Source organism: Lunatibacter salilacus, from assembly GCF_009797935.1.
Taxonomy (GTDB): domain Bacteria; phylum Bacteroidota; class Bacteroidia; order Cytophagales; family Cyclobacteriaceae; genus Lunatibacter; species Lunatibacter salilacus.
The window spans coordinates 1-13222 of the sequence record NZ_VOLC01000022.1; the positions used below are offsets into that span (position 1 = coordinate 1).

Sequence of the window (13222 nt, forward strand, 5' to 3'; positions counted from 1 at the left end):
AATGGGTGGCTCAATTACACCGAAACGGGTGGCACTAATCGAACCGTTATATCCAAAAAGTCGGTGTGGACATGGAAACCGCAAGAGAAGTGGTAAAGATGTTTCAGGAGCAGATTGGTAAAAGGAGGAGGTAGCTGTTAACTATTGCCCCATAAAATCAAAAGCTTAAATCCTAAAGGGTTAATTTCCTCGGATTTAAGCTCTATTTTAAAGTTGAACTACCATTTACACTTAATCGGTTTATTCAATTAAATAAGCTGGGCAATTTGAATATTATTGCCGCAGGTATCATCAAATACCGCCATCATTGCCCCACCCATCTGTGTGGGTTCCATGCTGAATTGGATGCCCAATTTTTTAAGCCGCTCATATTCCTCCGGTACATCCGCGACGGCAAATGAGGTCCACGGGATTCCGGCTTCCTTCAATGCCTGTTGGTAGACTTTGGCCGGAGGAAAGCTTACGGGTTCCAAGACAAGTTCCACACCATTTTGTTCCTCAGGGGAGACGACGGTTAGCCACTTGTGTTCTCCCATGGGTATTTCTGTCTTTTTCAGGAACCCCAATTTTTCGGTATAAAACTGAAGGGCCTTTTCCTGGTCGTCTACCATTACACTAGTGAGATTAATTTTCATAAAGAGATTGATTTTGAATGAGTTGTTGTTTTTCATCCAAATATATTGGTTTGCTGGTTTATGGATTTCTTACAGATTGCTATTCTCAAGATGTCTGTACTGAGAAGGACTTAAACCCGTAGATTTTTTAAACTCCCCGGAAAAAGTAGAAAGGCTTTGATATCCAATCGAAAAACAGGTGTCAGATACAGACATTTTGCCACGCAATAGTTGCTTGGCCATCTCCATCCTTACCTCCTTGAGGTACTCAAAAGGCGATTTACCATAGATCCGCTTAAACAACCGCACAAAATGATACTTGGAAACAAACGCCTGTTCCGCTAACTCATTCAACTTCAACGCCTCGGCATAATACCTATCCATAAACAGCTTTGATTGGCGGATTTGGATAAAGATATATGCTGGGGGTAGGGCGGTGTGTTTGATTTTTTGAAGTTGCTGTTGGTAGTAGTTCATTTGGATGTTAGTTATGGGTTATGGGTTATGAGTTATGGGTTGACCATGCCTAAAAAACGTTGACCGTTTACTACTACTTTTGACTTATAATACTGCAGAGGTTACATCTGGATTCTGAGCTTTTGATTGGCTTGCGTAAGATAGGTAATTTTTTTGTCGAGTAATCTGCTGCACGAGTAATAATGTCCTCCCCTTCAATGAGAATCGATCTTCACCGTCCAGATGCCGCTGATGTCTGATCCGGTCCTGACTACCAAATCCGCTGCTTTTAGTTTTTCGAGATTCTTTTCAATAGCTCTGGTACTTAACCCAATTTGGTCGGCCATTTCCTGAATGATACTTTGAGGCCTGTCAATAATGATTCGAAGGATTTTCCACTGGCTTTTGTTAATTTTGAAATTGACTTTTTCCAGAATGGTTGCTTTGGTTTTTAACCACTGCTCTGAACCGCTCTCCGAACTTTTCTCCGAATTTTTCTCCGAACTTTTTGAAGTTCTGCTGAGGACAACGGTAAAGATACCCTCTTGTATGCCCTTCTTATCTCGAAGATAAGATATGCCAATTGATTACCTGTGTTGATACTAGGTTATTTGGTTGATGGGTTTATTGGTCGATAGGTTGATAGGTTTTTTTTGGTTTGAAAACTTAGGTTTTTTGGAGGGAATTCTACAAAGGTGGGGGGGGGTGAAAAAGTGTAGGTAGAGCCTGGAAGTGGACAAAAGGCGGTATTGGAACAGTCTAAATGATTGATTTAGTAGATACGAGAAGTAATTCTGGTAAATTAGAGTTGGATTCCAGCCGCTACCCTCATAGCTTTTGGGTAATCTTCGCAGAATTGAATTTTGAATAAATAAATTTGTCACCGGGTTTTGAATCCTGTTATTATTTACTAAATTATAAACGACTGAATGTCAATATGGTTGACATTTTGAATTAAGTTTTACTTAAATCCCACTTCTTATGATCCGCAACTTGGACAAACACCTTTCATCCCTTTAGCGGCTTTGAGTACCATGAAATTCCGCATATTTCATTACTTCTTTTTGATTGGAGCGAGCAAATTGCCCCTGTGAGTAATGAGGAGTGCAATTTAGAAGCACTAGCGCAAATACAGTTTTAGCACTTGGTTATTTTTTGTCTTTTTTTATTTCCTTTAAAATCATTTTTTCGGTACTGTCAATTCTTCTTTGCACCTTCTTCACATCCTCCGCAGGAGGTAAATTCTCAGGTTTGACTCCTCGTTTCAGGAGGATATTTCTTACCTCACCATTGTTGTCAATATGCTCTTTTGTTATCTGCTTATCACCTGACAAATCTTTGTCAACTACATTGTAGCTTGTCAATTCAGTTGCAAAATCTTTTGCCTTAATTAGGAGCGTTGGCAGAAAGTCCGCAAGTGGTCTGCCACTAGGAATGCCTAACTTATTTTTCATAAACTGAGTAGTCCTGCCACCAAAAAGAGCTTTGTCTCCTTCTGAACGAATAAGAGCAAAACTTTTACTATCTACACCTCTTTCGTATATTATCCCTGACAATTTCTTTTCTGACTTTGAAAGTTTATCCCTCGCATTTACTCTGTAAAAGTCTACTCTCTATCAATTCTTGTTTTCGTGTTTGTACAGCAAAATAGGTTTGTGCAAAAGCGATTTCAGGTTTTGATGCGTCTCCGTTTTGAGCAACAAGGTAACAAGCGTATCGAGTCAGGGCAACATCTTGAACTTCTCTCTGTCCACCTTTTCCGATTTCTATCATTTTGGTGATGCCAACGAAATGATCCGATTCTTTTTCTCCTGAATTTTCGCAAGCCTTAACTGCTTTTTGAATCGTGTTAGTAAAATTCCGCCAATCGGAATATCCTAAAATTTCTTGTAATTCCCGACCACTCCAACACTCAAGCCCATCTAAATCATAGCACGCATCTTCAAATTTTTTAAAAAGTTCAGATATAAGTTCTCTCTTCATAATGTAAAGTTTAGTCTGTTTTGAAGCAAATCAACTTTTATCCCCTAAACACCAATCCCGCTATTTGTTTCACTTGGTCTACATAGCGTAGTGGTTGCAGAAATCTCCCAATTTTCCTCCACAATATCCCAAAAAATTCTTAACCACACCATCCCTGAACAGGGTATTTTTCAATTTAGTAAAGATTTTATTCCAGATATTCGATCTTAATTAAAGATTAAATAGGTCTTTTGGCAATAGAAGAGGCGGCACATAGGTGGAAAGGCAAATACGTCATGTCGTAATATTTAATGAGATTATAAATAGCATCCTTATAGTTTTTTTCTTCATACAGATCTTTTATTTCTGTGCTATTTTTGCTTGCTGCCTATTTCAACTAGTTGCCACAATCATGACCGCGATCGTTTGAATCAAAGCTACCGGGGCCCAAATGCGTTCAATTTTACTAGGTGTAATGGTATTTAAAATACAATTTTATAACTTAAATTAGGTATCATGATTTTTTCCACATCTTTGTCTATTCCCCCTGTTTGGAAATTGTAACGAAAGCCATAAAAATCCGGTTGGCTAGTCATATTAATTAGCTTAAGCGCCAATTCGCGGGAGCTTTTGGCCTTGTTCTTTTTATAGGCTACCGTAAAATGTATATTCAGTACCGGGTCAGATTGTTGCGAAAACGCGAGCGATTCGTCATAAACTACTTCATCCCGGGCCAACGTTGCTGCCACATCAACCGGTGAATATCGATTCCCTCCTTGCTGGGTAACCCTGGTATTTAAACTAAGTGTATTTTGCTTTGTAGGCCCAATATTCCACTCCTTACCAACTAGAAAGTTTACAACATAATTTCTATTGAATCTCGAATTTCTCCAGACATCATCGCCACCTTTATACTTGGAATCGAAGATGGACGCTGTAAATAAATAATAAAATCCCTTTGAAAAAAACCTTTCCATGGTCAGGTCTATACCGTAGTTTCGCCCCTCTCCCGAATTCTTCAGTTTTTCCGCGAAAAACCAATCTGTGTGTAAATTGATAAAAGAAAACGAACTGCCCTCAATAACAGGAACATCAAATAGCAATTGATAGTAGGGTTCGATTTTCAAATGTTGGTTCTCCGATAGTACTAAGTCATAGCTAAGTACAAAGTGATGTGCTTTACTAAAATCAAGATTTTTATTTACTTCACGTTCGCCTGTAGTCAGGGAATTGTTGAAATAAAAGTTCAGGTTTTCCAAACGACTGTGGAGTCCGTAAGCCAAACCTATGGATTGCTTCTCTCCAATTGATTGGACCAACCCCAATCTTGGTTCAATTGTAAAATGATTATTGAGTGCGAATAGTTGGCCATTTAAACCCATGTTCATACGTAGTTTATTGGTCAGCATGATTGATGAGTTTGAAAAAGCTGACCATAATGCACTATTTCCCTGTGTATTTACAATCTCAACAGGAAAGTCACCCACGTTTTCTGCTTTGTTCAATTGTAAGTCATAGGTCATATACCTTACCTTGACACCTGTTCTGTTGGTATGCCGTGGACTGAATTTTTTGTTTACAAAGGTTGCAAGGGAGTAATCCCGGTTTAAATTTGATATATTGCTAAAGGGGGTCAATTCTTTATTGCCGTTGAGAGCCTTTGTTTTCCAATCAACCTCACTGGCAGTAGTTGAAATTGTGGTTTCTATGTAGGAACTATTATCAAGAAAATAGATATGATTTAATCCGGCAGCGGCCATGTACTGCCTGATAATATCTTCTTGTTTATCGTCATAGTAAACCCATTCTGAGCTATTTATCTTTGGGTAGGCACTTGCACCATCTATAAGTCCAACACCCCACAGGGAGAATGTTCCGGCTTTTTGGGTAGGAAAATGAAGTTTAAAAGAGAGGTCTTGATATTTAATCGATTCTGCGTTATCCGGCAAAACGGGCTCTAGTAAACCTAGTGTTGAATACCTGTAGTTAAACAAATAGGTTGCTTTACCGCCTTTTTTAAACGGTCCTTCCTGCGAAGCCTCCAATCCAATAAGTCCCAATTGTATCGTTCTTTCTGTTTCTTCGCTGTTCCCTTTTCTCATAGCCATATCAAAAACCCCTGATAAGGCATTGTTGTATTCAGCAGGGAAGGCACCTGTGAAAAAGTCTGAGTTTGCTAGCATCTGACTACTCAAAGCTGTGAGTACGCCGCCTCCAAAAGCACGCAAATTGCTAAAATGATTTGGGTCGGGAATTTCCACACCTTCCATTCTCCACTGTAAATATCTTGGAGAATTTCCTCTTACAATTATTCCATTGGTTCCGGTGCTTGACGCCACGCCTGCAAATGCTGAGGCCAACCTTGCGGGATCGTCAAAGCCTCCTGCATATCGGGAAGCTTCTTCTACGCTTAACATTCTCGAGCTTACGGTTGAAAAAGGGTTTAAAGCTTCCTGTTTGTTGATAGTAGGCTTGACAATTACTTCACCCAGTTCACTAATGTTTTCCAGTAAGGTTATATTCAAAACAGTTTGCTTTCCCGACTCAACAAGCACTTCCCGGATCACCTCTTCATGATATCCTAGAGTGGATATTTGTAAATTGTATCTCCCTGTTGGAACATTTTGAATGGTAAACACTCCTAATGAGTCGGTAGATGTTCCTTGAAGTGGTGACGTATCCAATACTATCACATTAGCATAAGGTAGTGGGAAACCGGATGATTTGTCAATAACTGTTCCTTTAATAGTTTGAGTAATTTGTGCATATAGCTGGAATGCAATTCCAAATGCACATAAAGCTGTAATCAAAATCTTTTGTATCATTTTCTGTATTTTTTTGATACAAAAGTCTTGGTAAACAAAAAATGATACAATACTGAAAAGTCAGTATATTAGGCGAGAAGCCCATATTTGGAAGCGAAAATTATTGCCTCCATAGAATTGTTTGCTCCTAACTTTTCCAGAAAACGTTGGCGGTGTGTATTAACAGTATGAACACTTATAGATAACTTATCAGAAATTTCCTTACTTAGATAACCCTGTTTAACAAAGTTCAAAATTTCCAATTCTCGTTTTGTAAGCTCAAGGGTTGGTTTTTGTTCAATTTCAATTGGCAATATCTGACCGGTCCTAAAGTTCAAAAACTGGCTTTTCACTTTATTATCACCAATTTGATTTGGCGACATGTCCACCGTACTCAACAACAACCATATTTGTCCGGTTTTATCTAGTTCCAAAATTTGGTATTGCTCAATGAATCGAACGTATTCACCTGAAGCATTCATAATGCGGTATTCATAAATAACCTTATGATTTAGCTTTTCCTCACCTGAAAGCGCATTAAACATTTTTAATGTCGATAATCCATTTAGTGCAAGTAAATGTTTGTCTTCCGGGTGAATCTTACTTTCAAAATAAAGATAATTCTGGTATTCAAATTCATCTGGAGTATACCCTAACAGGTTCCCATAGTTTGAAGAAAAGAATGTAATTTTCTTTTCATTCAAATCAAATATACATGCGCCTGAGTTACTAACTTCTGCCAAAACCTGTAAAGCTACCTTATGTTTTTCAACAAGCGCATAATCAAGATTATCCACATCGAATTGAAATTGAAAAATATATTTAGTCGCTACCTCCTGAAGACTGCTTTGTGCCATTGGTTTTACTTCTAGGTTACATGTTCATTTTACCTAATTAGATGATTGCCGATCCATTATCCTTGCCACAACACTTATATATCACATATATTTCCTAAGGTTGCAGACCCAAATTAAGGATTTCGTCAATCCCGTCAAGCGGGGTAGTGGATATTTTTTTTGAAACCGATGCGGACTGTATTTTCGAAGGTAGGTATGCAAAATGTGTCAAATGCTCTACGATAAACTCCCAGATTTTTAACTTTTTTCATCGGTTTTAGTCTTTCCTCAACCACCCTAAATTCCTCTTGTATCTGATTTCCCATTTTCCCCCTTTATTATCAAGTCGGTATATCTCCCTTGACTGTACAAATGGCCCTGGGTTCTGTTGGATAATCTCGACTTCACCGTCTGTCACTTTTGAAACTATTGCTACATGACCATATTTGTTGAAAACAGTTTCTTTAAAAATTAAAAGGTCGCCAACTCTAGGTTTAGTTTTGCTTGGGTTTGTGTACTGTGTTAAATTTCTCTCTGTGTTTTTCTGTCCGTCAGACAATGACTTATCAAAAAAGTCCTTGGCGTGTCCGTAACTGTCTGGCATTTTATGGTTTAAATGTTCATAATAATACCTTTTCACAAATTCTACACACTGATATTTCAATCCAAGGTTATATCCATCAGATGTTGTGTTTCGCCCTGTCACATTGCCCACGCCACCGTTGTAATATACGGCTACTCCATTTAAGCTGTCAGTTTGCTGACCAACTGTAAAATCCCTGTTAAAGGTAACTTTTTTGAAAACCAAAAGTCCAGCAAAACCGAAAATGAGTAATCCGATCAAATAATATGTGCAACGCTTCATTTTCACATTATAAATCAACGAACACCTTGTAAATCCCACATTGAGAATCTTGTTCAAAATCAGATCCCTCTACTCTTATTTCGTTGTACTCTGTAAAACTGCAACAATCCGCCTCTTTTCTTTGGGCAAAGCGCGTCTTTGTCGCGGGGTTTAGGGTTGCGAATTGTTTCTTCCTTTTTAAGCTGACGTAGGCGTTTTTTGGGGAGATTTCTATGTCATCACCTAAGGTTGCAATTTCAGCCATAAGTTTGTCGTAAATTGGTTTGAGGTGTTCTTTTCCTTTGTACTGCTTAGGGATTAGGTCTTCTTGGTTATCTGCGGAACCAGCATCAGAGCCCTTCGATTTGTGGGCAATCAGATTTGCAAAACCATACGTAAGTCCATGATTATCTTTTAAAAACTGAATTATATCCCCGTGTTTCGAAATATTTTCTTTTTTCACAATTGCGCACCATTCCTCCAATGTCTTCCCAGAGTTCTTGTGCAGGTTTTCTATCATCGATTGCGTCGCCTTGTCCATAAGCCTTTTTTTAAATTAGTTGTGTTTTGCCTGAAGAAAGTCCACAGTGGATTTTATCAGTTTTTCGAGGAATTTCTGATCGATATCCGATAGCTTTTTTACGTATATACAGGCTTTGCCCATTTTGAATTTGCCCAAGTCCTTCAGCAAATCATCTTGTCCAGCACAACCTGTATACACATAGAGTGAGATTGCTGCTTTTCGGGGAGAAAACCCAACAAGGGGCCAATCGCCTTCTTGTTTACTTCTGTCTGATTTGTAATGATAGCTCCCAAAACCTATGATGCTAGGCCCCCACATCTTTGGATCGTACCCAGTGACGTCCCGCATAAGCTTCAACAGTTCAAAGCTGTCCTTTCTTTTTTGATCAGTATCGGCGAAAGAGTTGATAAAGTCATCTATGTTCGCATCGTGCTGTTTAGTTTTTAGCTCCGCCATCTGTATAAAATTAAAACTTTTCCTAAATGTCACCTATTATTTTCAGACTACGAATCAGAGTGCCCAATGAATAGCCCCTGATTTTCAAATTGAATTTACCTATTTGTTTTCAAATATGCTCGTTCAAGCTGTGTTATTTTAGCACATAATCACCTATAAACTCGATAGTCAATCCAACCAAGCAAAAATCTAACTTTAGACAGACCATTAGGAATATCCAGCAATTCTTTCGGTTCCAATCCTCCCAACGCAATATTTGGAATATTTAGCGACTTGAAAAAGTTGTCTTGACTTTAAAAAACTTCACTTCCATAAAGGAATAGGGATGTTAGTTCAAAAATTTGATTCATTTAGCTATCGGTTATTTCATAAAAATGACGTAGGCCTACATAATAATGTAATTTATGGATTGAAGATTGCTATTAATAGGCTTCAAACATGGTACCTTTTCTTATTTTCTGCAAAAATGTGCATTATTGAAAAGATCCTAATTTGTAATTTTATAAACTACGAGATTAAAAAACTGTTGTTATGAATCATAAACCAGAAAAGTTGAAGGTCATTCTTGTCGATGACATGGATGATGAGCATGTGGTATTCAAAAAGGCCCTTTCCTCGATAGAGTATATTCAGCTGGATCTGATCAGTTTCAAAACTGCTGAGGAATTGGAAGAATATCTTGCCCGACCGTTAGGAAATACAACTCATATTCTATTTCTTGACTTACATCTAACCAATAAAGGCGGGTTGGAATGCCTAAAGAAAATACGGACTAACCCTAGCTACAAACAACTAATTGTCGCAATTTACTCGATGGAGAGTGACGAAAGAACCATTAGAAAATGTCTCGCAGAAGGGGCAAATATTTTTATTACCAAACCCAGCGAGTATAAGCTTCTACAACAGCGTATTCAGGAAGCTTTACGAAGTTGTATGCAATTTCATACCATGGGCATCAATTTTGAAACGTTTGTAAGGTGTTTTTGATTGACCAGTTTGTTTGGTATCAAGAACGCGAAATCCTGATCTGAAACGTATTTGGATTAGAAATAAAACTAGAACAGCTCATGATTTTTAGCGTAAAGGTAGACATCAATCGTGCATTTGAATCGCTTCTTAAAAAATCGTTGAAGAATTTCGATATAAAGTACCGGATTGGAGAGTTCGGTGAATTGGAGCTCTTTACCGAAAATAGGGAAGAAATAGCCGAACTTGAGAATATCCTACAGGAGCATGGGTTTAAACTAGTTGACAATCCAAAAGAACGGATTGTTCAGAAAATTAAGAACGTAATCGCTGAGATGATTGAAATGGAGGAGATGCCGACATCAAAAATTTCCTTTTATATAGCGGAAAGGGTGGGGATGAACTACAGCTACCTTTCAACTTTTTTCTCCGAGCAGACGCATACTTCCATAGAAAATTACATCATGTTGCAAAAAGTCGAAAAAGCGAAACAACTTCTTCTCCAGCAATACTCCCTTACTGATATTTCCTTTATGCTGAAATACAGCAGCGTTGCGCACCTTTCAGGGCAATTCAAAAAAATGACTGGGCTAACCCCAACCGCTTTTAAAAAAATAATCGCATTAAAACGCGAGAACTCTTAATTTTTGATTTCCGCCTCTAAGAGTCACAATTTTTGAGAATGATGTTCGCTCATTCGCATCCATTTTCGTCGATGCAGGCAATTAAAAAGGTGTTCACGATTAATGTGTAAAGTCTGACATGCAATAATGTAACATTCAGCAAACGGCCCAAACGTTACTTTAAAAAAGTGTAAGCGACACCGCATAGGCATATTCCACCGAATGTCAAGAATTAAATTGGGTATAGAAAAACTTCACTACCTACATGGGATATTTACAAGAAGAGCGAGTTTCACTTACGCTGGGAATTTGTTTACCAGCGTACCCAACATTTTATATGTAGACTTGCAAAGGAGAAAAGAATCCTTTTCATAGAAGAGCCTATAGCAAATTTTCAAGGTGAGGAAAATCTTGCCACAATTATTGAAATTACACCCCAATTGCACATCCTATAACCTAGTAGGCGTAGAGGGAATGAAACCGGAAGTAGAATTCTCCGCTGCTAAGTTCTTCGCATCGGGTGTATCGATATTGCTCCGTACGCATTGAATAGCCCACAACATTTCCATTGTCACGCGGATACTGACTTAAGGCAACTTCCTTCCATTTCTGATCGGGATTCTGTAAAAGGGGCAAAAAACTTTTGCCCTGAACGTGCGCTGGCTTCGGTAAATTAAGGATTTCGTCAATTAAAAATAGCGGAGGCCGTTTGTTTTTGATGGAAATAGGAGCGTTTAGCAAAATTGCCTTTACTGACTTTAATGAATATTTAATGATAATTAGGACCCAAAGCAAAAATTCAAAGTGAACTTGAATAAAGTGTCAGCAAACAATCCCTAAAAAAAGAAAAACCCCATTACATTCAGTAAATGGGGTTTTGTGTAGCCTCGACAAGAATCGAACTTGTATCTAAAGTTTAGGAAACTTCTATTCTATCCATTGAACTACGAGGCCAAACAACTGTTTTCCTGCCGGCGGGCAGGTATTCTATCCATTGAACTACAGTACGAAAATCAACTGTATCAACCTATCGAGCTCCGACCATAATCGAGGAGCTTAAGCTACAGCTTTTCCAAACAACGTCGCAAGTTAAAACATAAATCCCCATTTGCGCAAATATTGTGAAGGGATATTATTCTTTTTAATTTTATTCATCTATCTTTGCAGTCCAAAAAAACGGATGGACGGGATCCATCAATTCACTAAATATCAATAGAATATGGCAGTAAAAATCAGATTAGCGCGTAGAGGCCGGAAAAAAATGGCTATTTATGACGTAGTAGTAGCTGATGCAAGAGCTCCACGAGATGGACGCTTTATCGAGAAAATCGGATCTTACAATCCGAACACTGACCCCGCAACTATCAGTATCAACAACGACAGAGCCCTTAAGTGGCTTCTGAACGGAGCGCAGCCTACCGACACGGTAAAGGCAATGCTTTCCTATCGCGGTGTGATGCTGAAGAAGCACCTTCAGATTGGTGTCCTGAAAGAAGCGATCACGCAAGAACAGGCTGACGAGAAATTCCAAGCTTGGCTTGATACCAAAGAGCAGGCAATTGCCTCTAAGGTTGACAAAATTACGCAAGCAAAAGACTCCGCTAAGAAGGAAGCTTTTGAAGCGGAAGTTGCCAAGAATCAGGCAAGACTTGATGCTATCAAGAAAAGAGAAGATGATGCCGCAGCTGAAGTAGCAGCCGCTGAAGCAGAGGCGAAAGCTGCTGCTGCCCCGGCTGCCGAAGAAGCACCAGCTGAAGCAACCGAAGCTGCTGCTGAAGCGCCCGAAGCTCCTGCTGAAGAAGCTCCCGAAGCTCCTGCTGCCGAAGAAGGAGAAGATAAAGCATAATTGACCTACTGCCATGAACAAAGACAATTGCTTTCAATTGGGCTACATTGCCAAAGTTCATGGACTCCATGGGGAGGTAGTTTTGGTTCTGGATGTGGATTTTCCCGAAGACTACGAAGATGTGAAGCATCTATTTGTAGAGAAAAACAACCGCCTTATCCCGCATTTTCTGGAGCACCTGGTGCCCCAGCCAAATAATCGGTTTTTGGCCAAGTTTGAGGAATTCGACCACGTCGATCAGGTGAAAGCCCTAGTAGGAACTGCACTCTATCTTCCTCTCAAAGAGCTGCCCGACCTCAGTGAAGACCAATATTACTTCCATGATCTGGTGGGATGCCAGGTTATCGATGAGGAAATGGGAGAGCTTGGAGAAGTAGCGGTTATTTATGATCTGGAGACTCAGGATTTGATTGGTATGAACTACCAGGAAAAAGAAGTCCTGATACCCATACAAGAAGGAATCATCCAGAAAGTGGATAAGGCAGCAAAAAAAGTTTTCTGTCGCTTGCCTGAGGGCTTACTTGACATATACCTGAACGATTAAAATGCGAATTGATATCATCACGGTAGTGCCGGAACTGTTGAAAGGACCTTTTGATCACTCTATCCTAAAAAGGGCTGAGGACAAAGGCTTAGCGAAAGTAGTGGTACACAACCTGAGACAATTCGGCACCGGAAAGCAAAAAAGCGTAGACGACTACGCCTTTGGCGGGGGAGCCGGTATGGTCATGATGATAGAGCCAATCGCCAATTGCATACTTTCCCTTCAAGAAGAACGGGAGTATGATGAAGTGATCTACATGAGTCCTGATGGGGTAACTTTCCAACAGTCGATGGCCAACGAGCTGTCACTTAAGAAAAATCTTATCATACTTTGTGGTCATTACAAAGGAGTGGACGAACGGATCAGGCAGCACTTTATTACCCGTGAGATCAGCGTGGGAGACTACGTGCTTTCGGGAGGGGAACTTGCCGCTGCGGTGGTCACGGATGCGGTAATTCGGCTAATACCCGGTGTACTCAACGACGAGACTTCTGCCTTGACAGATTCCTTTCAGGATGGCTTATTGGCGCCTCCGGTATATACCAGACCTGCAGAATATGAGGGGATGAAAGTTCCAGAGGTGTTGCTGTCAGGACATGCTGCTAAGATAGAAACTTGGAGGTTCGAAGAGTCGGTTCGCCGCACTAAGGCCAGAAGGCCTGATCTGTTGATCGAAAAAAATCAGGAAAGTGGTGGCGATAGCATAAGCAGAAAGAATTAATAAAGTAAACACATATTGCTCCAAGGC

The 13222-nt window shown here is 39.6% G+C and carries 15 protein-coding genes and 1 tRNA gene; 5 read left to right on the forward strand and 11 right to left on the reverse strand.

Annotated features, from left to right (window positions below; all coding sequences use genetic code 11):
* Nucleotides 1-248 precede the first annotated feature (248 nt).
* The 10 genes from FQ608_RS22905 to FQ608_RS22940 all read right to left on the reverse strand — a co-directional run bounded on the left by FQ608_RS22905 (nucleotide 249) and on the right by FQ608_RS22940 (nucleotide 8495).
* Nucleotides 249-635: a VOC family protein gene (locus tag FQ608_RS22905; RefSeq protein ID WP_158860831.1), complete on the reverse strand. Its 387-nt coding sequence runs from the start codon at nucleotides 633-635 to the stop codon at nucleotides 249-251.
* A gap of 69 nt (nucleotides 636-704) precedes the next feature.
* Complete coding sequence (locus FQ608_RS22910; RefSeq protein ID WP_158860832.1) at nucleotides 705-1091, reverse strand: helix-turn-helix transcriptional regulator; 387 nt, start codon at nucleotides 1089-1091, stop codon at nucleotides 705-707.
* Nucleotides 1092-1285: 194 nt separating this feature from the next.
* The gene (locus tag FQ608_RS28160; protein WP_394351684.1) at nucleotides 1286-1654 is read right to left on the reverse strand and encodes a MarR family transcriptional regulator; all 369 of its coding nucleotides are present in this window, start codon (nucleotides 1652-1654) and stop codon (nucleotides 1286-1288) included.
* A gap of 564 nt (nucleotides 1655-2218) precedes the next feature.
* Nucleotides 2219-2626, reverse strand: a complete 408-nt coding sequence (locus FQ608_RS27610; protein WP_234364347.1) for a hypothetical protein — start codon at nucleotides 2624-2626, stop codon at nucleotides 2219-2221.
* 22 nt (nucleotides 2627-2648) lie between these two features.
* A complete protein-coding gene (locus FQ608_RS27615) occupies nucleotides 2649-3053 on the reverse strand; it encodes a BRO family protein (RefSeq protein ID WP_234364348.1) in 405 nt (134 codons plus the stop codon).
* Nucleotides 3054-3514: 461 nt separating this feature from the next.
* Nucleotides 3515-5857: a TonB-dependent receptor gene (locus FQ608_RS22920; protein ID WP_158860833.1), complete on the reverse strand. Its 2343-nt coding sequence runs from the start codon at nucleotides 5855-5857 to the stop codon at nucleotides 3515-3517.
* 68 nt (nucleotides 5858-5925) lie between these two features.
* On the reverse strand, nucleotides 5926-6693 hold the full coding sequence (locus FQ608_RS22925; RefSeq protein WP_158860834.1) for a LuxR C-terminal-related transcriptional regulator: 768 nt from the start codon (nucleotides 6691-6693) through the stop codon (nucleotides 5926-5928).
* A 256-nt stretch (nucleotides 6694-6949) separates the two neighbouring features.
* Nucleotides 6950-7537 carry a CHAP domain-containing protein gene (locus FQ608_RS22930; protein WP_158860835.1) on the reverse strand — a complete coding sequence of 196 codons (588 nt, stop codon included), beginning with the start codon at nucleotides 7535-7537 and terminating at the stop codon, nucleotides 6950-6952.
* 7 nt (nucleotides 7538-7544) lie between these two features.
* Complete coding sequence (locus FQ608_RS22935; RefSeq protein ID WP_234364349.1) at nucleotides 7545-8036, reverse strand: DUF4287 domain-containing protein; 492 nt, start codon at nucleotides 8034-8036, stop codon at nucleotides 7545-7547.
* 36 nt (nucleotides 8037-8072) lie between these two features.
* The gene (locus tag FQ608_RS22940) at nucleotides 8073-8495 is read right to left on the reverse strand and encodes a DUF1801 domain-containing protein (RefSeq protein ID WP_158860837.1); all 423 of its coding nucleotides are present in this window, start codon (nucleotides 8493-8495) and stop codon (nucleotides 8073-8075) included.
* A 531-nt stretch (nucleotides 8496-9026) separates the two neighbouring features.
* Between FQ608_RS22940 and FQ608_RS22945 the strand changes: the two genes are divergently transcribed.
* Nucleotides 9027-9482 carry a response regulator gene (locus FQ608_RS22945; RefSeq protein ID WP_158860838.1) on the forward strand — a complete coding sequence of 152 codons (456 nt, stop codon included), beginning with the start codon at nucleotides 9027-9029 and terminating at the stop codon, nucleotides 9480-9482.
* Between the two features lie 80 nt (nucleotides 9483-9562).
* The gene (locus FQ608_RS22950; protein ID WP_158860839.1) at nucleotides 9563-10105 is read left to right on the forward strand and encodes a helix-turn-helix domain-containing protein; all 543 of its coding nucleotides are present in this window, start codon (nucleotides 9563-9565) and stop codon (nucleotides 10103-10105) included.
* 861 nt (nucleotides 10106-10966) lie between these two features.
* Here the strand turns inward: FQ608_RS22950 and FQ608_RS22955 are convergent.
* Nucleotides 10967-11038: transfer RNA gene (locus FQ608_RS22955), tRNA-Arg, on the reverse strand.
* A gap of 265 nt (nucleotides 11039-11303) precedes the next feature.
* On the opposite strand from FQ608_RS22955, the gene FQ608_RS22960 reads away from it, so the two are divergent.
* Genes FQ608_RS22960 through trmD form a run of 3 tightly spaced genes read left to right on the forward strand, consistent with a single transcriptional unit; the run spans nucleotide 11304 to nucleotide 13195 of the window.
* Entirely contained in the window at nucleotides 11304-11930 is a 627-nt protein-coding gene (locus tag FQ608_RS22960; RefSeq protein WP_158860840.1) for a 30S ribosomal protein S16, read from the forward strand.
* Between the two features lie 13 nt (nucleotides 11931-11943).
* A complete protein-coding gene (gene rimM / locus FQ608_RS22965; protein ID WP_158860841.1) occupies nucleotides 11944-12474 on the forward strand; it encodes a ribosome maturation factor RimM in 531 nt (176 codons plus the stop codon).
* A gap of 1 nt (nucleotide 12475) precedes the next feature.
* Nucleotides 12476-13195, forward strand: coding sequence for a tRNA (guanosine(37)-N1)-methyltransferase TrmD (gene trmD, locus FQ608_RS22970; protein ID WP_158860842.1), 720 nt, complete (start codon nucleotides 12476-12478; stop codon nucleotides 13193-13195).
* Nucleotides 13196-13222 lie beyond the last annotated feature (27 nt).